Annotated in this window: 23 protein-coding genes and 1 pseudogene; 10 read left to right on the forward strand and 14 right to left on the reverse strand. The window is 64.1% G+C overall.

Annotated elements, in window-relative coordinates:
* Positions 1–197: 197 nt before the first annotated feature.
* The 13 genes and pseudogenes from G453_RS0105075 to G453_RS0105135 all read right to left on the reverse strand — a co-directional run bounded on the left by G453_RS0105075 (position 198) and on the right by G453_RS0105135 (position 12290).
* Positions 198–1358: an ABC transporter substrate-binding protein gene (locus tag G453_RS0105075; RefSeq protein ID WP_027190175.1), complete on the reverse strand. Its 1161-nt coding sequence runs from the start codon at positions 1356–1358 to the stop codon at positions 198–200.
* Between the two features lie 232 nt (positions 1359–1590).
* On the reverse strand, positions 1591–2166 hold the full coding sequence (locus G453_RS22450; RefSeq protein ID WP_027190176.1) for a tetratricopeptide repeat protein: 576 nt from the start codon (positions 2164–2166) through the stop codon (positions 1591–1593).
* Position 2167: 1 nt separating this feature from the next.
* On the reverse strand, positions 2168–2305 hold the full coding sequence (locus G453_RS27045; protein WP_084502107.1) for a CcmD family protein: 138 nt from the start codon (positions 2303–2305) through the stop codon (positions 2168–2170).
* Positions 2306–2313: 8 nt separating this feature from the next.
* Positions 2314–2976, reverse strand: coding sequence for a cytochrome c biogenesis protein CcsA (ccsA, locus tag G453_RS0105090; RefSeq protein ID WP_027190177.1), 663 nt, complete (start codon positions 2974–2976; stop codon positions 2314–2316).
* Between the two features lies 1 nt (position 2977).
* Positions 2978–3658: a heme exporter protein CcmB gene (locus G453_RS0105095; protein WP_027190178.1), complete on the reverse strand. Its 681-nt coding sequence runs from the start codon at positions 3656–3658 to the stop codon at positions 2978–2980.
* A gap of 70 nt (positions 3659–3728) precedes the next feature.
* Positions 3729–4325 (reverse strand): annotated as a pseudogene (locus G453_RS0105100) (ABC transporter ATP-binding protein); the annotation flags it as partial.
* A 65-nt stretch (positions 4326–4390) separates the two neighbouring features.
* Positions 4391–6277, reverse strand: a complete 1887-nt coding sequence (locus G453_RS0105105) for a heme lyase CcmF/NrfE family subunit (RefSeq protein WP_027190180.1) — start codon at positions 6275–6277, stop codon at positions 4391–4393.
* Between the two features lie 41 nt (positions 6278–6318).
* A complete protein-coding gene (locus tag G453_RS0105110; protein ID WP_027190181.1) occupies positions 6319–6744 on the reverse strand; it encodes a cytochrome c maturation protein CcmE in 426 nt (141 codons plus the stop codon).
* 187 nt (positions 6745–6931) lie between these two features.
* Positions 6932–7978, reverse strand: a complete 1047-nt coding sequence (locus G453_RS0105115) for a hemolysin family protein (protein ID WP_027190182.1) — start codon at positions 7976–7978, stop codon at positions 6932–6934.
* A gap of 231 nt (positions 7979–8209) precedes the next feature.
* Entirely contained in the window at positions 8210–9064 is an 855-nt protein-coding gene (locus G453_RS0105120; RefSeq protein WP_027190183.1) for a substrate-binding domain-containing protein, read from the reverse strand.
* Positions 9061–10248, reverse strand: a complete 1188-nt coding sequence (locus tag G453_RS22455; RefSeq protein ID WP_051271733.1) for an alginate O-acetyltransferase AlgX-related protein — start codon at positions 10246–10248, stop codon at positions 9061–9063. Before G453_RS22455 ends, G453_RS0105120 begins: the two co-directional genes overlap by 4 nt.
* Positions 10249–10295: 47 nt before the next feature.
* Complete coding sequence (gene nadD, locus G453_RS0105130; protein ID WP_027190184.1) at positions 10296–10952, reverse strand: nicotinate (nicotinamide) nucleotide adenylyltransferase; 657 nt, start codon at positions 10950–10952, stop codon at positions 10296–10298.
* Positions 10953–11030: 78 nt separating this feature from the next.
* Positions 11031–12290 carry a glutamate-5-semialdehyde dehydrogenase gene (locus tag G453_RS0105135; protein WP_027190185.1) on the reverse strand — a complete coding sequence of 420 codons (1260 nt, stop codon included), beginning with the start codon at positions 12288–12290 and terminating at the stop codon, positions 11031–11033.
* A gap of 177 nt (positions 12291–12467) precedes the next feature.
* Between G453_RS0105135 and G453_RS22460 the strand changes: the two genes are divergently transcribed.
* The 8 genes from G453_RS22460 (at position 12468) to G453_RS22470 (ending at position 19409) form a co-directional block, all read left to right on the forward strand.
* A complete protein-coding gene (locus G453_RS22460) occupies positions 12468–13097 on the forward strand; it encodes a YfgM family protein (RefSeq protein WP_051271738.1) in 630 nt (209 codons plus the stop codon).
* Between the two features lie 30 nt (positions 13098–13127).
* Positions 13128–14969 (forward strand): indolepyruvate ferredoxin oxidoreductase subunit alpha, encoded by a 1842-nt coding sequence (gene iorA, locus G453_RS0105145; RefSeq protein ID WP_027190186.1) that lies wholly within the window; start codon positions 13128–13130, stop codon positions 14967–14969.
* Positions 14970–15557 carry an indolepyruvate oxidoreductase subunit beta gene (locus G453_RS0105150; protein WP_027190187.1) on the forward strand — a complete coding sequence of 196 codons (588 nt, stop codon included), beginning with the start codon at positions 14970–14972 and terminating at the stop codon, positions 15555–15557. It abuts the gene before it with no gap.
* Between the two features lie 13 nt (positions 15558–15570).
* A complete protein-coding gene (locus G453_RS0105155) occupies positions 15571–17127 on the forward strand; it encodes a sigma-54-dependent Fis family transcriptional regulator (protein WP_027190188.1) in 1557 nt (518 codons plus the stop codon).
* Between the two features lie 152 nt (positions 17128–17279).
* Positions 17280–17657: a hypothetical protein gene (locus tag G453_RS0105160; protein WP_027190189.1), complete on the forward strand. Its 378-nt coding sequence runs from the start codon at positions 17280–17282 to the stop codon at positions 17655–17657.
* A gap of 338 nt (positions 17658–17995) precedes the next feature.
* Positions 17996–18529, forward strand: coding sequence for an RNA polymerase sigma factor (locus G453_RS0105165; RefSeq protein ID WP_027190190.1), 534 nt, complete (start codon positions 17996–17998; stop codon positions 18527–18529).
* Between the two features lie 11 nt (positions 18530–18540).
* Entirely contained in the window at positions 18541–18915 is a 375-nt protein-coding gene (locus G453_RS26025) for a hypothetical protein (RefSeq protein WP_051271743.1), read from the forward strand.
* 125 nt (positions 18916–19040) lie between these two features.
* The gene (locus G453_RS22470) at positions 19041–19409 is read left to right on the forward strand and encodes a hypothetical protein (RefSeq protein WP_043644409.1); all 369 of its coding nucleotides are present in this window, start codon (positions 19041–19043) and stop codon (positions 19407–19409) included.
* 215 nt (positions 19410–19624) lie between these two features.
* On the opposite strand, the gene G453_RS0105180 is transcribed toward G453_RS22470, so the two are convergent.
* Positions 19625–19942, reverse strand: coding sequence for a saposin domain-containing protein (locus tag G453_RS0105180; RefSeq protein WP_027190191.1), 318 nt, complete (start codon positions 19940–19942; stop codon positions 19625–19627).
* 380 nt (positions 19943–20322) lie between these two features.
* On the opposite strand from G453_RS0105180, the gene hisH reads away from it, so the two are divergent.
* Positions 20323–20964 carry an imidazole glycerol phosphate synthase subunit HisH gene (gene hisH, locus G453_RS0105185; RefSeq protein WP_027190192.1) on the forward strand — a complete coding sequence of 214 codons (642 nt, stop codon included), beginning with the start codon at positions 20323–20325 and terminating at the stop codon, positions 20962–20964.
* Positions 20954–21733 carry an imidazole glycerol phosphate synthase subunit HisF gene (gene hisF / locus G453_RS0105190; protein ID WP_027190193.1) on the forward strand — a complete coding sequence of 260 codons (780 nt, stop codon included), beginning with the start codon at positions 20954–20956 and terminating at the stop codon, positions 21731–21733. The genes hisH and hisF overlap by 11 nt, the downstream gene beginning before the upstream one ends.
* Positions 21734–21793: the final 60 nt, after the last annotated feature.

The following is a 21793-nucleotide window of genomic DNA, read 5'->3' on the forward strand; positions in this document are numbered from 1 at the left end:
ACGGTCGGCGTAGGGTTCGCATCGAAGTCAGCGCCGGATGCGCTGGCATCGCGGACGCCTTGCAGAACAGAACGAACCCGCCTGGAATGAAATGCAGCGGCACACTTCCGCACGGGCGATTCAAACAGTCATTCGAGGGAAACGAAACAGGCTGGACAATCATCCAGCCTGCTTCGAATCTCTTAAGCCCAAGAAGCCTAGTTCGTCATCTGCTTTTCGGCGGGGACGAACTGGCCGTTCTTGACCATCTTCACGTAGGCAGGCTTCACGCAGTCGCCCTTCTCGTTGAAGTAGGTCAGGCCGGTGATGCCCTTGTAGGCTTTTTCCTTGGTGTTGATGGAGGCCAGGTACTCGCGGATCTTGGCGCGGTCGGCGCCGACCTTGGAGACGGCCTCAAGGATCATACCGGCGGCGTCATACGCGTTGGCGCTCATCCAGTCAACATCACGCTTGAACTTGGCCTTGTAGGCGTCGATGAAGGCCTTGGCGTCGGGACCGGCGGTCTCGGCCAGGAACGGGGTGGTAAGGTAGGTGTTGTCGGCAGCAGGTCCGCCCAGCTTGATGTAGTCGGCGTTGTCCATGCCGTCCGCGCCGAACTTGGGCACGTTCATGCCAAGCTTCTTGGCCTGGTCGGAAATGAGGGCGGCCTCGGAGTAGTAGCCGGAGATGAACAGCGCATCGGGAGCAGCGCCCTTCAGCTTGGTCAGCTGGGGGGTGAAGTCGGTGGCGCCCTTCATGTAGGCTTCCTCGCCGACCACGGTGAGGCCAATGGCCTTGGCCTGCTTCAGGAAGGCGTCCTTCAGGCCGATGCCATAGTCGTTGTTCTCATAGAACACGGCCACTTTCTTCAGGCCCAGGACCTTGGACATGTAATCGGCCAGGAAGACGCCCTGGAAGTCGTCCAGGTACACGTTGCGGAAGCTCCAGTACAGGCCCTTGGAATCCTTGCCCTTGTCGGAGATGGTCACGTTGGTGGCGGTGGGGGACAGGGCGGCGACGCCGATACGCACATAGTTGGGCAGCGCGGCCAGGTGGGCGCCGGAACACAGGTGGCCCACGATGGCCACGAGGTCCTTGTCGCCGGCGATCTTGGTACCCACGGTGGCGGCTTCCTTGGGATCGCATTGTTCGTCGAAGTACACGGCTTCGACCTTCACGCCGTTCACGCCGCCCTTGGCGTTGATCTCGTCAACCTTCATGCTCACGCCGGCCTTGACGTTGTCGCCGTAACCGGCGGCGGAGCCGGTGAAGGGGGAAGGAACGGCGATCTTGATGACGTCAGCCGCCATGGCCAGACTGCCGACAGCCAGGAATGCGGCCATGGCGAGAGCCATGACCAGACCACGTTTGAACTTCATGCCTGTCTTACCTCCAGAATAGGGTTCATGGTTGCGCCACTTCGGGCGCACGGCCTCCACGGTCTGCCTGTGCCAGATTTTCACAAGAAAGGAAAAAGCCGACATAACTCCGTGCTTCTGTAACCCACGGGTGGAAAAATGCAATGCTTCCATAATGTTCCGCTGTGCGGAACAACAGGCCTGCAACCCGCGCCAGCCATGAATCATACCGCCTAATACGGTCGGAAAAGACTTACGAACCCGGCGACAATTCCTTACGGGCCTGTTCCTTGGTCTGCGGGTCAGCCTTGGGGTTGGCAACCACAGCCTCGAAATAGGCCCTGGCCTTGGCCGCGTCCTCCAGGCCGTGTTTGTAGACGGCCCCGAGGTTGAACTGGGCGTGGAAGTTGCCCGGCTCGACCTCCAGCAGACGCTCGAACTTTTTGGCGGCCTCAGCGGGTCGTTCCAGACGGAAGAGCGTCACGCCGTAGAGGTTCAGCAGGTGCGGCTCGTTCGGGTCCTTTGCGGAGGCCTTTTCCAGAATGGCCAAGGCCTTGTCCCACATTTCCGCCGTAGCGAACGCCTCGGCCGCTTCTTCCATGGCTCCCAGGTCGTCGGGGTTGGCCTGGAGCCTGGACATGGCCTCCATCACCTGATTCATGGCGCTTCCGCCCGGCATGCCCTCGCCCCCCGGAGCGCCGCCGCGCGACTCCACGGAGGACACCAGGGAGGGATTCTGCGCCCTGTAGGCGAAGGACCAGACAAACATGGCCGCGATGGCCAGGAACATGACGGCGACAACGGCCTTGTTGGCCTGAGGGGGATGCATGCTAGTCATCTTTCAGCGTTTCCAATTGTTTCAAGCGACGTTCCAGACGCTTCTGGCGCGTGGCCATGAAGACCAGATATCCACAGAGTCCAAGCCAGACGATCGCGTTGGCTATAAGCAGAAAACCTTCCTTGCCCATGACTGTACTTACCTCGTCTGGTGAAGAAACACGTGTCTGAGAGCCGCGCCCTGGCCGAGCTGGCGCGATCTGAGCGACAGAAGCGCCGCCCAGAAAAGTCCTACCGCCGCGATGCTCACAAGTATGGTCGTGAGCATCTCCGGCTCCAGTCCGCCCCCCTGGGAGCCGAACACCGTGGGGTGGATGGAGCGCCATTTGCGCGCTGAATAAAACACCAGGGGAACGTCCAGAAAGGCCACCACGCCGAGCGCCGCGCGCACAACAGGGCCGCGTTCGCCCCCTGCCCCGCTCTGGCGAAGGATGAGGTAGGCGCTGTAGACGAACCACATGATGAGCGTGGTGGTCAGGCGCGGGTCCCAGGTCCACCAGACGTTCCAGATGGGCTTGCCCCACAGGGAACCGGTGATGAGAGCCAAGCCGGAAAACAGCACCCCCAGCTCGCAGGAGGCTCCGGCCAGGCGGTCCCAGCGGTTGTCCTTCTTGACCAGCATGAGGACCGAGGCCACGAACACCACGAAAAAGCTTCCCAGAGCCCACCAGGCCAGGGGCAGGTGGATGTAGAAAATCTTCTGCACCACTCCCATGGACTGCTCCACGGGGGCGTACACCCAGATGAACCATTGGGCCACGCAGAGGGCCACGGCCGCCAGGGCGGCCAGCACGGCTGTCATCCTATTCCTCGCCTGTGTAGATGAACGGAAAAAGAACCAGCGCGGCAGCGGAAAACACCGCCGCGAATGCCCCGGCCAGCCCGAGCCAGTCCAGGCTCGAATCCAGGCCCTCGCCGCCGAGGATGACCCCTTCCAGCACCCGGATTCCTGCCAGCAGCACCGGAATGATGAGCGGGAAAAAGATCACGGTCAGGAGCGACTCGCGCGAAGTCTTGCCTGAAGCCAGCGCGCCCATGAGCGACCCGAGCGCAACGAGGCCTACGTCCACGACCACCACGCAGCCAAGGGCCAGGGGCATCGAACCAGACACACTCTGCCCCAAAAAGGCTGCGACCGCCACGCCAAAAACAAGCTGGCAGGCCAGCACCAGGGTGAGCCCGGCCAGGGCCTTTCCCAGCCACACGGCCTGCGGCGCGATGGGGGCCATGGCCAGTCCCATGCGCGCGCCGTTGCCCTCTTCCAGGGCGTACAGACCGCTGAAGACCAACACCTGGGAAAACAGCGTGGACAGCCAGAAGATGGCGGCGGCGGCCAGGGCAGGCACTTCCTCGCCGGGTTTGCGCGAGAGGCTGAACACGAAGATGATGAGCAGCCCCAGGAGGGCCGTCTGGGCCAGCCCCTGCGCGCCGCGCAGGCACAGGCGCAGGTCCTTTCCGGCAATTTTCAGGGATGCGCTCAGCACGGAGAACCTCCCGCTGCCTGAAGACAGGGGACGGCAGGTACCAGACGCCGGTTATCCTGTACGCCGCGCCTCAGCATGTGGTGGCTCCAGCCATCACAGAGAGGTCGAACCCGGAGACGGGACCGAAATAGGCTGCGCGTCCCCGGTCCAGGTGCAAGACGTCGTCGGCCTTGGGCAGGTCGCGCTCCAGGTGATGGCTTACCCAGACCACTGCCCGCTCGCCGTCGCGGGCACGGGCGATCTCCTGGTGCAGCACGGCCTTGGAAGCCTCGTCCAGGCCGGTGTCCGGCTCGTCCAGGAACAGGAGCCTTGGCGCGATGCAGAACACCCGGGCCAGGTTCAGCCGCTGGGCCATGCCCCGCGAGAAATGCCCGGCGCGCTCCTCGGCGAACTTCCTAAGGCCCACGTGCTCGAGCGCTGCCAGAAGCGCCGCGTCGTCAAGCTTCAGGCCGTACAGCCCGGTCCAGAAACGCAGGTTCTCCATGGCCGTGGATTCGGCGTACAGGAAGGTCTGGTGGCCAAGATAGGCCATCTCACCACGCTCAAGGGAGGTCTCCACCGTCCCGGCGGACGGCCTGGACAGCCCGGCCATGACCCGCAGCAAGGTGGACTTGCCCGCGCCGTTGGCCCCGACCACCATGAGCGCCCTCCCCGGACGCACGGTCAGGTCCAGGCCCTTGAAGACCAGCCTGTCCCCGTAGAACTTGGCCGCGCCCTTGAGCGTCAGCACCCCTACTCCTCGCGCCCCTGGGAGCGGCCCAGGCAGAGAAAGCCCGCCAGACACATGAGCGTGCCGCCGATCCAGAACCAGTTCACCAGCGGGTTGATGCTCACCTTGATGCTGGCGCTCTTGTCCGGACTGAAGGCCAGCAGAGTGGAATACAGCTCCTCGCCAAGGGACGGGATGACCGACACTTCGGCGAAGGGCTGGGGGAAGTTGCGGTAGATGCGGCGCTCCGGGGTCATCTCGCCCAGGGTCTGGCCGTTCCTGCTGACCACGATCCTGGCCTGCCCGCCCGAAAAACGCTCGTTGGAGAGTTCCTGAAGATCAACATAGGTCAGGCGGTAGGAGCCAAGCTCCACGGTTTCCCCGGGAGATACCACGGCTTCCTTGGACTCCTGGTATGGCCCCGAAAACGCGACGCCCACCAGCACCATGGCCAGTCCGGCGTGCAGAAGCCACGCGCCCAGCCCTCCCTTCAGATTGCGGGACGCCTTGGAAGTGGACAGCAGCAGGGCCAGGCTGACCAGCGAGGAGACACCCGAGGCCATGCCCACCAGCGGCACGGGCTTCTGGTATCCCATGGCGTAGAACGCTGCGGCGCTGGCGACCATGACGCCGAGCGCCACCATGGCCCAGCGCGGCTCGCGCACGCCTTCCTTCCAGCTGAGCCAGGGGCAGAACGCCAGGATCAGGCCCACCATCACGAAGAGCGGGTTGCACACGCGGTTGTAGAAGTTGGCGTCCAGGCCCACGGTGCTTACGCTCCACAGCTTGGAGATCACCGGCCACATGGTGCCTAAAAACACCACCAGCGCGCAGGCCATGAGCAGCACGGCCAGTGCGGCCAGCATGCCCGGCAGGGACACCAGCCCGGACATGGGGCGCGAGGCCCGTACGGGCTTGCCGATCACAGCCACCAGAAGCGTCAGGCCCAGGCCCGTGAGAATGTAGGTCAGAAGCGGCCGGCTCACGCCGCCCTCGCCGAAGGCGTGCAGGGACTCGATGACGCCGCTGCGTACCAGATAGGTCGCGAAGAAGCACAGGAGCATGGTCAGGGCCATCAGCATCACGTTGGTGCGCTGCAAGGCCCCCCGGCGGGTTTCGATGACCGCCGTGTGGATGAAGGCCGTGGCCGAGAACCAGGGGATGAGCGAGGCGTTCTCCACCGGGTCCCAGGCCCAGTAGCCGCCCCAGCCCAGTTCCATGTAGGCCCACCAGCAGCCCAGGACGATGCCCGCAGTGAGCATGATCCAGGAGAAGATGGCGATGCCCCGCGTGCTTTTCAGCCAGGAGGTCTGCTCGCCGGAAATCCAGGCGGCCAGGGCCACGCAGCCGGGAACGGCGAAGCCCGCGTAGCCCAGGAACAGGAGCGGCGGATGGAAGATCATGCCGGGGTTCTGGAGCAGCGGGTTCAGCCCCTTGCCGTCGGCGGGCACGGGCACGAGCTTCAGGAAGGGGTTGCTCGGCCCGGTGAGCAGCAGCAGGAAGAAGGCCTCGGTCGCCAGGAAGAACAGCCAGAACCAGGTCTTGGTCTGGTCGGACAGGTTCGCGTAGCCCTTGGTCATGGAAAAACACACGCCGAAAAGCGCGGTCATCCAGGCCCAGAACAGCAGCGACCCGGCCTGCCCGGCCCAGAAAGCCGTGACGGCATAGAAGAGCGGCAGCACGCGGTCGGTGTAGCTGAACACGTACTCATAGGAGAAATCGTGCTTGATGAGAGCCACGAACAGGACCACGGACACTGCCGTGAGCACGGAGAACAGCACGCTCTGCGCGGCCTCGAACCAGGCGGCCTTGCCGGTTTCGCGGTTCCAGAGCTGCCAGGCGGCCATCCCGGCCACGACCAGCGTGCCGACCAAAGACAATAGAAGCGCCCAATGGGCGGTGAAATGCATAAAAGGACTCCCCCCTTTGGGCGTCTAGACGAGCGGCTTCTTCAGCCCCGGATGTCTTTGCGGTTTTCTTTCTGATATTTGGAAGGACATTTGGTCATAAGGGTGGTGGCTCCGAAAACCCCCTTGGAAGGGTTCAGGCCGCCCTCGACGATGACTTCGACCCCTGCCTTGAAGGTGTCGGGCACCGCGCCCTTGTACTCGACGTGCAGGGTTTTGCCTTGGTCGTCCTTGTCCAGCAGCGTGAAGCTGACGCCAAGCCCGCCAGGCGCAGGGGAGATGCCCTCTTCCGCCACGGTTCCGAAGAGCCGGGCCTTGCCCAGCTGCTCCGGCTTGGCGGCCAGGGCCTCGCTCACGTTGAGAAAATAGGCCGAGCCTTCGTCCAGGCCCGAATAGATCAGCCAGCCCAGCCCCCCGAGAAAGAGGACCAGCGCCGCCGCATAAACGCCCGTCTTGCTGCTGCCCGCCATACAACCTCCCAGCCTTGCGGCCCGATGTCCCGGCTCCCACCACAGGAGCCGCGACCCTTGCCGCCAGTTCAAGACACGCCCGCCCACGTTGCGCCCCACGCTTCGCTCGTCGGGCCTCACTGGCATCTCTGGCCTCCTGCCGCCGCCCGCACAGTCAGAAGCGGAGCAGAAAGGAGGCATCCGGCCGTCAGGCTCCCGGATTATGCCCGCGAAGCAGTTTTTCGCGCTGCACGCGTGCCAGCTCACGCATATCGGCCACCTCGTCGGTCTCGTCAACGATTTCCTTGCCCAAAATCTCTTCCAGCACGTCTTCAAGGGTGATGACGCCTCCCACTCCGCCGTATTCGTCCAGCACCACGAACAGGTGCATTCGCGATTCGATGAAGCGCAGAAGCGCCTTGTCCAGGGACATTGTGTCCAGCACGAACTGCACGGGACGCATGAGCTGGGCAAGCTTCACGCCGTGCTGGTCGTTGGCCAGGGCCTCGAACACCTGCCTGCGAAAGACTATGCCCACGATGTTCTCCGGGTCGTCCGCCTCGTAGACGGGAACCCGGCTGTGCGGCCAGAGCTGGTTCTCCTCCTTGGCCTCCAGAACGGTCATGTCCGCAGGCAGCGAGAAGACCACGGTGCGCGGCGTCATGATCTGATGGACGCTCTTGGTGTCCAGGGCCAGGATGTTGGAGATGGAGCGCTCCTCCATGGCGTTTATCTTGCCCGCGCGGCTGGACAGGCTGACCACGGCCCGGATGTCCTCCTCCGAGGCTTCCGGCCCCTTGGACTTGGGCTTGACCAGCTTGGTCAGGAAGCCGCTGGCCCAGATGAGGGGCGTCAGCAGCACCACCATGATCTTGAGCGGCCCAGCCAGGACGGGGCCAAGGCTGCGGGCGTAGACCACGCCGATGGTCTTGGGCAGGATTTCTCCGAAGACCAGGATTATCACTGAAAAAGCTGCCGTGAAATAGCCCACGGACTCTTCGCCCAGAACCTGCACCACCAGCGCGCCGGAGACGGCTGCGCCTGCCGTGGCCGCCAGGGTGTTCACAGTGAGGATGGCGGTGATGGGTTTTTCGATGTTCATGCGCATCTGGTACATGATCTCGCCGGAGCGTTTGCCTTCGGCGCGCATGCGTTCGATCCAGCTCCAGCGCAGGGAATACAGAACAGCCTCGCTCAGAGAACAGAACGAGGACATGACCAGGGCTATGGCCACTGCGAGAATGAGTTCAAACATGTGAGACACGGGGGGACAGAGGATGCGATGGTGGAGGCTGAGACACGTTTTCTTCCGTCAGGTTGCGGTTGATTTCGGGTTGATCATCACCTGTCATTCTAAGATATTCCCCGACATTGTAAAGCCCGATCCCGCCGGAACGTGCTGAAAACACCGGTCCCGACTCAGTAAACACCTCTGCGCCTGAACGCCCGGCCCCCGTTTCGCAGGAGCGGGCAGGCGGAGGCTGGCTCATGAGCCCCCCGCCAGTTTGTCCGGGTTGCCCACGGGCAGTATGCTCTCCCAGGAGGGCTTGTCGGCCAGGGGGAGGTAGCCGGTCTTTACCAGCAGAGCCTGGCCTTCAGGGCCGACCATGTAGTCCAGGAACGCCTTGGCGAGACGCGAGGGAGTCTGCTCGGTGACGGCATACATGAGTGCATAGACCCTGTAGCGGCCTTCCTTGAAGGCCTGCATCTGCGGCAGCACGCCGTCAACGGCCACGGGTTTGAGGCTCGCGTCAAGATCACGCAGGCTGATGCAGCCGATGGTCTCCTTGTTGCGCGCCAGGGTGAAGCGCATGGCGGGCTGGCTGGAGACGCTGACGTTGCCCGGCCTGGTGTCGGGTTTGCCTTCGGTTTCCGAGGCTTCGATGTAGATGGGCATGACGGGATAGTCGCCGCCGCCCAGGGCGTTCCAGAACCTGACCTTGGCGGAGAACACCTGCTTGAGCTGATCGGCGCTGAGAGGACCCACCGTGTTCACGGGATTCACCACCACTGCCACCGGGTCCACGCCGTAGGCCGCGGACGCAAGCGGCGCTCCGGCTGTGGAGATCAGGGCCGGGTCGCGGTCGAAGAGGCAGATGTCCGCCTGGCGCTGGCGGATGCGGCGCAAGCCAGTTCCCGAGCCGGTCAGGGCGAACTGCACGGAGATGCCCGGATTGTCGGCCATTATTTTGTCTGCGGCTTCGCGGAATGCCACCAGCCCCACATCCGAGCCCACGATGCGCAGCTCGCCCGAAAGCCCGGCAAACAGGTTCTTCTGGGCCATGGCGGGGGATGCGCCCAGGCAGCACAACACGGCGGCGATCAGGAAAAGCGGCCTCATTGTGCGCCCTCCCCGACCGTGGCCGCCTTGACGGCCACGGGAATGAAGAAGCGTTCGGCGATCTCCTCCACCACCACGTCGGGCTTTTCAGCCTCGATGAGTTCCTTGTCGAACAGGCTCTGCTTGCCCCCGAGCCCAGGCTTCACCCACACGTACACCGCCCTGCTGAAATGTTCCCCCAAGAAGCCCAGTATCTCCCAGAAGTAGGAATCGTGGAAGAACAGGGCCTTGGGCAGACTCTTGTCCTCCATGGCCGAGGCCTGGGCGGCCTGGGTGTATCCGGGCTTGAATATGCCGGTGCTCACGCCCCTGGCGCTCAGGGGGGTCTTTGGCATCATGAAGAACTTCTGTTCGGTGATAAGCTCCTCGATGCCCACCATGTAGGAAAGGTCTCCGCCCAGGAAGGTGAAGCCCTGAGGGAAGAAATTGGATGCCGGCATGGGCTTGAGCCCCGGGAAATCCTTGGCCAGCCGCTCGATGACAGCCTGGTAGGAGGGGAAAGCCCCGTTTGCGTTCCAGTGGCTGTCCGTGGAGTAGAACACCTGCGCGCTTTTCTTGGCCTCCAACAGGACGCCGCGCAGGTCCAGGACGTTCAGGGAGGATTTAGCCTCCAGATAGGCCATCACTTGATCCATGCGCGAGCGCTCGCCAACCTGCTTGAAGGCGTCGGGCAGATACTCGGGATAGATGGTGTCCTTGTTGGGGGCCACCACCACCAGGTAGCGGATGCCGCGCTCGGCCAGCCAGGCGCGGCGCTCTTCGTAGACGGCGGCCAGATGGGCAAGCTGCTCCTCCGTGAGGGGCTTCACGGCGCGGTGCTCCTCCAGCACGTCGATGGAGCGGTCGCGCGCCAGATACAGCCAGCCGTCCTTGCCCACCACTACGGGCGAGTTGGCAGACATGGAGCCGAACAACGTGGCGGAGGAGTAGTTGTACCAGCGGATGAGCGTGCTTCGGAAAGGAAAGTTCTTGTCCAGCCAGCCGGACGCAAGGGATTTTCCCGCAGCCTTCAGGGACGGCAGGGTCCAGGCCACCTCGGGAAAGGGGGAGCTGGTGGCTTCGGCCAGCTTGCCATGAGGCGCAAGCGAAAGAAGCTGCGCCGTCACCGGAAAGCAAATGGCCAGACAGAACAGGGCCGAACACCAGGCAGCGACGATCCGCCGCCCCGAAAAGACATGATTCACGCGCTATCCCTATAACGACACTGGTCGGATTTGATTTCAGGCCCGGTTCAGGTCCACAGTGTGAGAAGCTGGTCCCTGCGCCGGTTCAGCTCGTCCTCGACCCGCTTGGGGACGAGAAAACGCAGGTTCGCCCCGCGCCGGAAGCGGTCTCGTATAAAGGAGGCGCTGATGTCAAGCCGGGGAACGTCCACGAGCTCGATGCGCCTGCCGCATTCCTGCCGCCAGCGCCCGGGGCCGTCCGGCGAATATCCCATTTCCGGATGATCCGCCAGATAAGCCGCCAGCTGTTCCGCGCCGAGGCGGTCACGGGTGGAGACGGCAAGATTTGCCAGGGTTCCGAGCCGCGTCCCGTTCTTCCACGAATGCAGATTCAAGAAGTCCGTCACGCCCAGGATGAAGTAAAGCTCCACGCCGGGACGTCCGGCGGTCAATTCCAGGAGGGTGTCCCAGGTGTATGACGGTCCGGGCCGGTTGGCTTCCATGCGGTTCACGCCGACGCAGGGGAGGTCTTCCACCGCCATTTCCGCCAGTGCGGCCCGAAGCCAGAACGCAGGCATGGGGTCGTCCTGTTTGTGTGGCGGCCTGGCGGCCGGGACGAGCTCCACCCTGTCCAGGGCCAGGGCTTCCTGCATCTCCAGCGCCAGACGCACGTGTCCCACATGGATGGGATTGAAGGTGCCCCCCAGGATGCCAAGGCGCTGCATGTCAGCCGCGCCCGCCCGCCGCCCAGGCGCACCCGGGGAAGGCGCGTCCGGAACACAGCGCCGTCGCGGCGAAGGACATCAGGCCCGCACCTGTCCCTGGCCGAAAGCCACGAACTTGAGGCTGGTGAGCTCCTTCAGCCCCATGGGGCCGTAGGCGTGCAGCTTTGAGGTGCTGATGCCTATCTCCGCGCCAAGGCCGAGCTCCCCGCCGTCGTTGAAGCGCGTGGAGCAGTTGATGCCCACCATGGAGGCGTCGGCCTCGCGCAGAAAACGCATGGCGCGGCCGTGATCTGCGGTCAGGATGCACTCGGTATGGTTGGAACCGTAGGCTGCGATGTGCGTCAGAGCCGCATCCATGTCCTTCACCACGCGCACGGCCAGGACGTAATCCAGAAATTCATAGCCCCAGTCGTTCTCGCTGGCGGGCCTGGCCGTGGGCCCGAGCAGCGCGAGCGATGCAGGGCAGGCCCTGAACTCCACGCCGCGCCCGCCCAGGGCGGAGGCGATCATGGGCAGAAACGCCGGGGCGGCCTTTTCGTGCACCAGCAGGCACTCCAGGGCGTTGCACACGCCGGGGCGCTGGCACTTGCCGTTGTCGGCGATGGCCACGGCCTGCTCCAGGTCCGCATTCTCGTCCACGAAGAGGTGGCACACGCCCTTGTAGTGCTTGAGTACCGGCATGGTGGCGGCCTCGACCACGGAACGGATCAGGCCCTCGCCGCCGCGCGGGATCATGACGTCGATGTATTCGTCGAGTTTGCACAGGGCGGGCACGGCGGCGCGGTCGGTGGTGGGCACGAGGCGCACGGCCCCGCCGGGCAGTCCGGCCTCTTCCAGGGCGCGCGAAAGCAGCGAGGCCAGCACCATGTTGGAATGAAAGGCCTCGGAGCCGCCGCGCAGCACCACGGCGTTGCCCGCCTTGAGGCACAGGATGGCGGAATCCACGGTGACGTTGGGGCGCGATTCGTAGATCATACACACCACGCCAAGCGGGATGCGCATCTTGCCCACCATCAGACCGTTGGGACGCTGCCACATGGTCTCGATGGCTCCCACGGGGTCGGGCATGGCGGCCACGTCCAGGCAGGCCTTGGCCATGGAGGCCAGAACCTTGGGCGTGAGGCGCAGGCGGTCCAGCTTGGCCGCGTCCATGCCGGACGCTTCGGCGGCGGCGATGTCCTTGGCGTTCTCCCTGGCGATTTCCCCGGACTCGGACTCGAGCAGTCCGGCCAGCACGGTCAGGGCCTTGTCCTTGCTCTGGCCGTCGGCCTTGGCCATCAAACGGGAGGCGTCCTTGGCCTCACGGGCCAGCGCTTCCATCTGTTTCTGAATGCTCATGGGACCTCCGCGAAATATGAAGCACATCAAATAGCCTCGCGGCGGCGTCCACGTCAACGAGCGCCTTTTGACAGGGACTAAGCTTTAGGTATAGATGAGTCGCCTTTCGGCCCGGTTCCCCCGCTCAGGCGGGGTTTTTCGCAACCCTCAAACCTAATCAAAAATAAGCGGCACCCCATGGCAGACATCACTTTCGAGCGTCCCGAGCAGATGAGCCCCCTGGCACGTTTCCTTGCACATTCCTGGCGTCCCCTTGCGGCCCTGGTCATCGTGGCCGTGCTGGCCGCCGCCGGATACGCCGTGTACACCTCCAGCGCCAAGAAAGCCCAGATCAAGGCCGAAAATGACCTGGGAGCCATCATCGCCACCCAGACCGGGCCGGAGCGCCTGGCCGCCCTGGAAGCCTACGTCAAGACCGCCCCGGCCACCACCAAGGGCGCGGCCCTGCTGGAGATGGCCCGCACCGCGCAGGAGCAGCGCGTGTTCGACAAGGCCGCCGACGCCTGGAACCAGCTCTCGCTCATCGGCCCCGACGGCATGCGCGAGATCGCTGTCATGGGCCACGCCACCGCCCTGGCCCAGGGCGGCGACAACGCCAAGGCCGTGAAGCTTTTGTCCGATTTCCTGCCCAAGTCCCCCAAGGCCATGCAGCCCATCGTGGCCCGCCAGCTGGCGGCCGTGGCCGAGGAAGCCAAGGCATGGAACGAGGCCCTGGCCGCCTACGAGCGCATGCGCGACGCCGGTTCGGGCGGCAACAAGGCCTTCTACGAGTCCAAGATCGACGAAATCAAATCCAAGATGAAATAAGCGCCGCACCGCCGCAAAGGAAACGCATCCATGCCAAGCCCCCTGCTGGCCGACACCCCTGGCGAGACCCTGCTGCTGCTCGGAAACGAGGCTATCGTACGCGGCGCGCTCGAAGGCGGCGTCGGTTTCGTTAGCTGTTATCCGGGAACGCCCTCCTCCGAGGTGCCCGACACGTTCTTCAGGCTGAGCCGCGAAGGCGACTACATCTTCGAGTACTCCACCAACGAGAAGGTGGCCCTCGAGGTTGGCGCCGGAGCGGCCCTGGCCGGAGTCCCCACGCTGGTCACCATGAAACACGTCGGCGTCAACGTGGCGGCGGACCCGCTGCTCACGCTGTCCTACATCACGGCTCCGGGCGGCCTTGTGCTGCTCTCCGCCGACGATCCGGGCTGCCACTCCAGCCAGAACGAACAGGACAACCGCCATTACGCGCGCCTGGCAGGCCTGCCTTGCTTCGAGCCGGCCACGGCCCAGGAATGCAAGGACATGGCCCGCGACGCCCTGCATCTGGCCCACCGCACCGGCCAGCCGGTGCTCCTGCGCACCACCACCCGCGTCAACCACGTGCGCGGCCCGGTGAAGCTCGGCAACCTTCCGGCTGAGAAGGCGCGCAAGCCCTTCGTGCGCAACCTCCAGCAGTACGTGCCCATCCCGGCCCACTCGCGGGTGCAGCACCGCCAGCTCCTGGACAGGATGGCCTCCATCCGCCAGGAGGCCGAGCGCTCCCGCTGGAACAAGGTTTCCGGCCAGGGCGAGCTTGGCGTCATCGCTTCGGGCATCTGCCGCTGCTACCTGAGCGACGCCCTGTTCGAGGAAGGCCTCACCGGACAGGTCAAGGTTCTGGACCTCGGGTTCAGCTACCCCATGCCGGACGCCCTGCTGCTGGAGTTCGTCAAGGACCTCAAGGCTGTCCTGGTGCTGGAAGAGCTCGACCCGCTGGTGGAAGAGCACCTGCGCGCGCTCCTGCAGCGCAAGGGCGTCGCCCTTGAGGTGCTCGGCAAGAGCGAGACCCTGCCCGTGTGGGGCGAATACTCCACGGACATGGTCCGCCAGGCCATCCGGCAGGCCCAGGGCCGCCAGGCCCGTGGCCCCGAGCACTGCGCCCCCGAACAGGGGCTGGCCATGCGCCCGCCCAACCTGTGCGCCGGATGCTCACACCGCGCGTCCTACTTCACCGTGCGCGAAGTCTACGGCGACGAGGCCCTCTACTCCTCGGACATCGGCTGCTACACGCTGGGGCTTCTGCCGCCGCTCTCCGCAGCCGACTTCCTGCTGTGCATGGGCGCGAGCATCTCCACCGCCTCCGGCTTCGCCACGGCCAGCGGCAAGACCACCGTGGCCTTCATCGGCGACTCGACCTTCTTCCATTCCGGCATCACCGGGCTCATCAACGCGGTCTACAACAACCACAACATCCTGGTGGTGATCCTGGACAACCGCACCACGGCCATGACCGGCCACCAGCCTCACCCCGGCGTGGACCACACGGCCATCGGCCCCAACGAGCGCCCCATCGAGATCGAACCGCTGGTGCGCGCCTGCGGCGTGGAGCATGTCAAGTCGCTGAGCCCCTTGAATCACAAGGCCACCAAGAAGGCCCTGGAAGAGATGAAAGCGCTCTCCGGCCCGCGCGTGCTCATCCTGCGCGACCCCTGCGTCATCCACGAGCGCCGCGTGAACGGCAAGCCCAAGCCCCAGGTCGCCACCGTGGCCGAGACCACCGAAGGGTGCCTGGACGTGCTCGGCTCGCTGGCCTGCCCGGCCTTCCTGAAAGAAGGCGACGCGGTGCGCGTGGACGAGGAGATGTGCTCGGGCTGCATGTACTGCCTGCAACTGGACAAGTCCTTCAAGGCCAAGAAAAGGGGCGCATAGATGCAGCGCACACGTATCTTCTTTACCGGCGTGGGCGGACAGGGAACCCTGACCGCAACCAAACTCGTGTCGCTGACCGCCCTGGACGAGGGCCTGGCCGTCACCTCCGGCGAGATCCACGGCATGGCGCAACGCGGCGGCGTGGTGGAATCCACCGTGCTGATAGGCTACCTGAGCCCCAAGATCACCCACGGCGAGGCTGACGTGCTCCTGGGCTTCGAACTGCTGGAGACGCTCCGCGCGCTGTGCTACCTGAAGCCCGGCGGCAGGCTGGTGGGCAACTCCGAGTCGCTGCCGCCCCTGTCCGTGGCCACGGGCAAGGCCGCCTATCCCAGCCTGGAATCGGTTGAAGCCAAGGCCAAGGCCGTGGCCTCCACTGTGCTGTTTTTGCCCTGCCGCACCCTGGCGCAGCAGGCTGGAGCCGCCCAGAGCGCCAACACGGTGCTGCTGGGGGCCGCCTGCGCAATCAAAGCCCTGCCGTTTGGCATGGAGGCCCTGGAACGCTCGGTGCGCAAGTACCTGAAGCCCGCCCTGGCCGAAGCCAACCTCAAGGCTCTGGAACTTGGCGCCAAGGCCGCACTCAGGTGATCTGGAGCGCGTCATGAACGTCTTCTCATCGGGCGAGAGCCCTTCCCAGAAGTATCTCACGGCCCTTCGGGCCATTCTGGAAGAGTGCGTGCCCACCCGCGCGGCCCGTGACTGCCTGGACACCATGCTGGCCCGGCTGGTCGAGGTCATGGGCTATCATCGCGTCTATCTGGAGCTTCTGGACGTGCCGCTGGAGAACCTCCGGCTGTCGCTCTCGCGCGGCCAGGACGCCTTCTTCGGCACGCCCCAGGGTCCCGGCCCCATCGCCATCGGCCAGACCCTGGCCACGCGCCAGTCGCTCATCATCGACAACATGGCCGACCACCCGGACTTCTATGGCCGCCCGGCCAGGGAGCTGGAAAACCTGGCCTTCATCTGCGTTCCGGTCCTGGTGCCGGGGCGCGGCTACACAGGCCAGAATTCGGCCATGGGCGCACTGTGCGCCGACGTTCCCAAGGCTCCGCCCGTGTTCCTGGAGGCCCAGCGCGACTTCATGATGGCCGCAGCCGGAGTGTTCGCCACTGTGGCGCTTCGTCTGCGCGACGAGATGGTCAGGCCGCGCGCCAAGCCAAAGCCCGAGCCCGAAGCCGTGGCCGAGGCCCAGAGCAGGCACAAGGTGGTGGCAGTCTCCAAGAGCATGCGCCTTGTGCTGCGCCAGATCGACCAGGCCGCCCAGAACGACTCCCCCGTGCTGCTGCGCGGCGAGGAAGGCACCGGCAAGGAATACCTGGCCAAGGCCCTGCACGGCCAGAGCGCGCGCCGCAAGCGCACCTTCCAGCGCATGGTCTGCTCGGCCGAGCCGCCGGAATCCATCTATCGCGCCCTCTTCGGGGTGCAAAAGGGCGAGGCCTCCAAGTCCACCCAGTCCAAGCGCGGCGCGCTGGAGTTGGCGCAGGGCGGCACGCTCTACATCGAGGACGTGGAGGAGCTGACTCCCGAAGCCCAGCAGGGGCTGCTGCGCTTCCTGCAGGAAGGCGTGGTGTTCCGCTACGGGTCGGACCAGCCCACCAGCCTGGACGTGCGCGTCATCGCCTCCAGCCGGGCCAACCTGGAAGAGCTGGTCAGCAGCGGCGAGTTCCAGGAAGACCTCTACTACGCCCTGTCCGTCATCCCCATCTACGTCCCGCCCCTGCAGGACCGTGCGGGTGACGTGCTGCCCCTGGCCGAGTACTTCCTGGAGGAGTTCTCACAGGTCGAGGGCAAGGAGTTCAAGCGCATCTCCACCCCGGCCATCGACCTCATCAGCCAGTACCACTGGCCGGACAACGTGCGCGAGCTGCGCTCCTGCATGGAGCGCGCCTTCGAGCAGGCCGAGGACGGCGTCATCCGTGCCTATCACCTGCCCCCCACGCTCCAGACCGCCGAGAGCTCCAACACCGAGGCCACCCTCTCCTTCGGCGAGGCAGTGGACCAGTTCGAGAAGGAGCTCCTGATCGAGGCTCTGAAAAAAGCCAAGGGAAACATGTTCCAGGCCGCCAAGGACCTGCGCGAGAGCTACCGCATCATCAACTACAAGGTGAAGAAGCACGGCATCGACCCCAAGCGCTTCACGCCGGGAAGGCGACGCTAAGCTTCCTGGAACGCACGCTTCGACGACATCCGGCGCGCCACCCACGTGGCGCGCTTTTTTTATTTCCCCCCTTTGTACGCGCCGGGGATTCTGCTATGGCTGAAGCTAGCGCGGCAGCCGTCGCGCCGAATATCCCGCGTCAAGGAGGCCCTATGACCCGTCAGATTTCCTTCACCCGTATTGAACAGGCACAGCTTCCCGCCTTTCGGGAACGCATGGACCGCGCCGAATCCACCGAGGATGTGCGCAAGTTCTTCGCGGAGTGCGCCTCCACACTCCTCTCTGATGCCGTCGGAAACGCCGGAGCCGTCCGACACGAGGACGTCTCCCTGGCTCCCGGCCAGACCGACGGCTATATTCTCTCCGATCGCCTGAAGTCCGACCCGGCCTTCACCACCGTCTGGCAGGACTCGGACCTGCCTCGCATCATGACGTCCATGGCGCGCGGCGCGGTGAACAGGCATACACACCTCAGCAAGAACCCCGAAAAGACCGAATCCACCTTGTTCCACAAGCAGGGCAAACGCTGATCCCCCGCGTGCCGGACGCGCATACGCGTCCGGCACGCGCCCAGCGACCACGGCAGCCCCGTCTCCGAAATGTTTTCTCCGGCAAATGCCGCAACTATCTCCTGGCACTTCGCTGGGCATAATCACAAACGCTCATCAGCCTGGCACACCGCCTGACAGGCGTCTCCCCTATCGTCACAAGCGCCCGGTCGGGTCTCTTCCAGCTTCCGAGTCGCCTCGGGACCATGTATTGTTCGCATTCCGCGCTTTCTGATGCTTTCCGTGGGCAATACATGCAATAATACGCCTCCTCCCGCGTCTATTCTCTCAGCAGCGACAGTGCGCGTACCGGGAATCATGTGAAGACACTTCAATCATCATTCGCACAGACCATCGAACGGGAGAAAAACAAGTTTTTCCGGTATGTTCGCAAGCGTCTGTCCCGCATCCCCGCAATGGACGTGGAGGACATCGTATCCGACATGATCCACGGGCTGCTGAAAAGGGCGGACATCTTCGGAGAGATCGAGAACCTCACGGCCTACGCCTACAGGTCGCTGGAAAACCGCATCATCGATTTCCGGCGCAACAGCCGCCCCACCGAATCCCTGGATGACGAAGAACACGCGGACGCGCTCACCTTCAGCCTGCCCTCAAGCGCGGACAATCCCGAACGGAGCGTGGAACGGCTGCAATTGCAGGACAGACTGCTGTGGGCCATCGGCCAGCTCTCCGCCAAGGAGCGCGCCGTATGGATCGCCACGGAGATCGACGGCCACGGCTTCCGCGACCTGGCCGAAGAGTGGGACGAACCGCTGGGAACGCTTCTGTCCCGCAAAAGCAGGGCCAATGCCCGCCTGCGGGAACTGCTCAAAGACTTCACCCCCAACTGACAGGAGAGGCCATGTGCTCATTTCATCGTAACGATTCAAAGCCCGAACGAAGCCGGTTCTATCTGGTCACGGTGCACATCGTGTTCGGGCTGCTTCTGGCGGGAACCCTGGCGTTGGTGTTCGGCTATGTGGTCATGCTCCTCTGGAACAGCCTGATACCGGACATCTTCGCGCTTCCCCCGATCACCTACTGGCAGAGCGTGGGGCTGCTCCTGCTGGCGCGCATCCTCGTGGGAGGGTTCGGGCACGGCAAGGGCAGGCACTCCCGCCCCGAACGCCGCGACGGGCCGCAGGCCTGGAAGGAGTATGACGAGTGGTGGAAAGAAGTCGGCGAGCGCTCTTTTAGGCAGTATTCGAGTGAAGACAGCTCGAAAATCATGAAATAATCCTGATGTGTTCGGATCATTCCCGATTACTTTTCAGAAAACGCGCCACCAGCGCAATAAACCGGGTGCCTGCTCGTCTTACAGTGTAGTCCGTCGCACACAGGCGAGGACTCAGGAGGCTTTTCATGGTCGATCAGAATGTTCTCGACGCTTTTCAGATGATGTGGGGCCAGTTCCCCGAACCGGTAATGCTCTTGCACAAGAGCCGCACCATCCTGGCGGTCAACGACGTGGCCCGGACTGCCGGAGTCCCCCTGGGGGTGAAGTGCTCCAGCCTGAACCCGGCAAACGAAGGCGACCACCACTGCAGGCAGTGCAAGGCCTCCCAGGCGCTGCGCGCCAGGACTCCCGTGGTCGAGACTTCACAGATCGGCGAGCGCCACGTGAAGGGATACTGGATTCCCCTCAGGGACTTCGAAGACGTGTACGTGCACTTCGGCGTCACCATCACCGAGGACATCAAGGCGGCCCTCAGCGAGGCCAAGACCGCATAGCCAAGCCCCCCGCAGGGTTCGAATAATAAGGCGGTCGCCGGGATTTCCCCAGCAACCGCCTTACTGTTTGTTTGCATGGTCTCGCACTCTCAAAACAACACTCGTTCCCAGCAGGTAACAGTCTAAAATAACTAGTCTTACCCAGAGGAACAGAGTCACGTTATTCAAGCTGCTCGTCATGGCCACATAGCGCCAACGATGTCTCTTTCTCTTCTCTACTGGCAATAATCCATGGAGCGGCAGACGCTCTCCAGATTTTCGCCTTTGGCGCGCTTGTCCTTCAGGGCCTTGATGAACTTCGGCCCCATGGCCGCGTAGAACTTCACGCAGGCTTCGCGGTCCGCCGCTGGCAGCAGCGAACACTGCTTGCTGGCGTCCACCACCACGTCGCCTTCTCCAGCGGAGCTTTCCACCAGGCCAAGCACCAGCTGGCAGGCCGCGCACTCCATGTAGCTGGCCGATTGCGCCACTGGCGCGCCCGCCGACACGAACAAGGCCAATGCGGCTATGGCGGCAAATATAAGTCGAGTCACACGATTCTCCTGTTTTTTTTTACTGATGCCGGGCTCCGCCCGGACCCGGCTATCAGCTTCGCGGTCGCGTGCGGCGGCTGGGGGCTGTAACGGACGCGTCCTGCTCGGCGGGCGACGAATCGTCTTCATATCGATTCTAGACCGCCGAGCAGGGCGTGTACGGAACAGCCCCCAGCCGCCGCTCAAACGCCATACCACCGCGCTGAAATGCGAAGCGGAGAGGGTGTCCAGAGGGCGAAGCCCTTTGGCCGCCGGAGGCATCCTCCTGCCATCACCGCGCGCGGCGACACTATGGAAGCCCGCCCTGAAATTCAAGCGTGCCCTTCCCCTCTTGCCTCGAACCGGAAATTCTACTAGCTACGCGACCACTGGAGGAAACCATGCTCGCCATTCTCGACTACAAGGCCGGCAACCAGACGTCCGTGCGCCGCGCCTTCGATTTTCTCGGCATCCCGTGCAGCATCACCGCTGATCCCGAAACCCTGCGTCAGGCTTCCGGCGTCATCTTTCCCGGCGTGGGCGCTGCCGGACAGGCCATGCACCAACTGACCAGCACCGGCCTGGACCAGGTGCTGCGCGACGTAGTCGAATCGGGCAAGCCGCTTTTGGGCATCTGCGTGGGTTGCCAGATCCTGCTGGACTACTCCGAGGAAAACGACACCAAGACCCTGGGGATCGTTCCCGGCGCATGCGCCATGTTCAACCGGGGGCTCACCGAGGAAGACGGCCAGCCCATCCGCGTGCCGCACATGGGCTGGAACAAGGTGTCGCTCCAGGCCCCGTGCGAACTCTTCGAGGGCGTGGACGCCGACTCCGAATTCTATTTCGTGCACAGCTACTTCCCGGTACCCAAGCCGGAGTTCGTCATCGGCACGACCTTCTACGGCATGGATTTCTGCTCCGTGCACGGACGCTCCGGCCTGTGGGCCATGCAATTCCACCCGGAGAAGTCCGGCAGGCCGGGCCTCAAGCTGCTGTCCAACTTCGCTAAGTTCTGCGGGGAGGTCTCCAATGCTCAGTAAGCGAATCATCCCCTGCCTGGACGTACGCGACGGCCGCCTGACCAAGGGCGTGAAGTTCCTGGACAACGTGGACATCGGTGACCCGGTGGAAACCGCCAAGGCCTATTACGAGCAGGGCGCGGACGAGATCGTGTTCTACGACATCACCGCCTCCTCCGAGGGCCGGGGCATCATGCTCAAGGTGGTGGAGAAGGTCGCCTCGCAGATCTTCATCCCCTTCTCCGTGGGCGGCGGCATCTCCACCGTGGACGACATGCGCGCCGTGCTGCTGGCGGGCGCGGAAAAAGTCTCCGTGAACTCGGCGGCGGTCAAGAACCCGGACATCATCAGCCAGGGCGCGGCGGCCTTCGGGGCGCAGTGCGTGGTGGTGGGCATGGACGTGCTCAAGGTGGGTGTCAGCGAGCTTATCCCCTCGGGCTACGAGATCGTCATCCACGGCGGACGCAAGAAGATGGGCCTGGATGCCATCGAATGGGCCAAGACCGTCGAGGCGCTGGGCGCGGGCGAAATCTGCGTGAACTCCATCGACGCGGACGGCACCAAGGACGGCTACGAGCTGACTCTGACGCGCCTCATCAGCGAAGCCGTGACCATCCCGGTGATCGCCTCGGGCGGCGCGGGCTCGCCCCAGCACATGGTGGACGCCGTAACCGAAGGCAAGGCCAGCGCGGCGCTTATCGCGTCCATCGTGCACTATGGCGAGTACTCCATCACCCAGCTGAAAGAATACATGCACGGCAAAGGCGTGAAGACGCGCATGGTCTGGTAAGAGAAGACGCAAGAGAAATACAAAGGCCCGGCGATGACCGGGCCTTTTGATTTGGTGCTA

This window comes from Fundidesulfovibrio putealis DSM 16056 (assembly GCF_000429325.1).
GTDB lineage: Bacteria > Desulfobacterota > Desulfovibrionia > Desulfovibrionales > Desulfovibrionaceae > Fundidesulfovibrio > Fundidesulfovibrio putealis.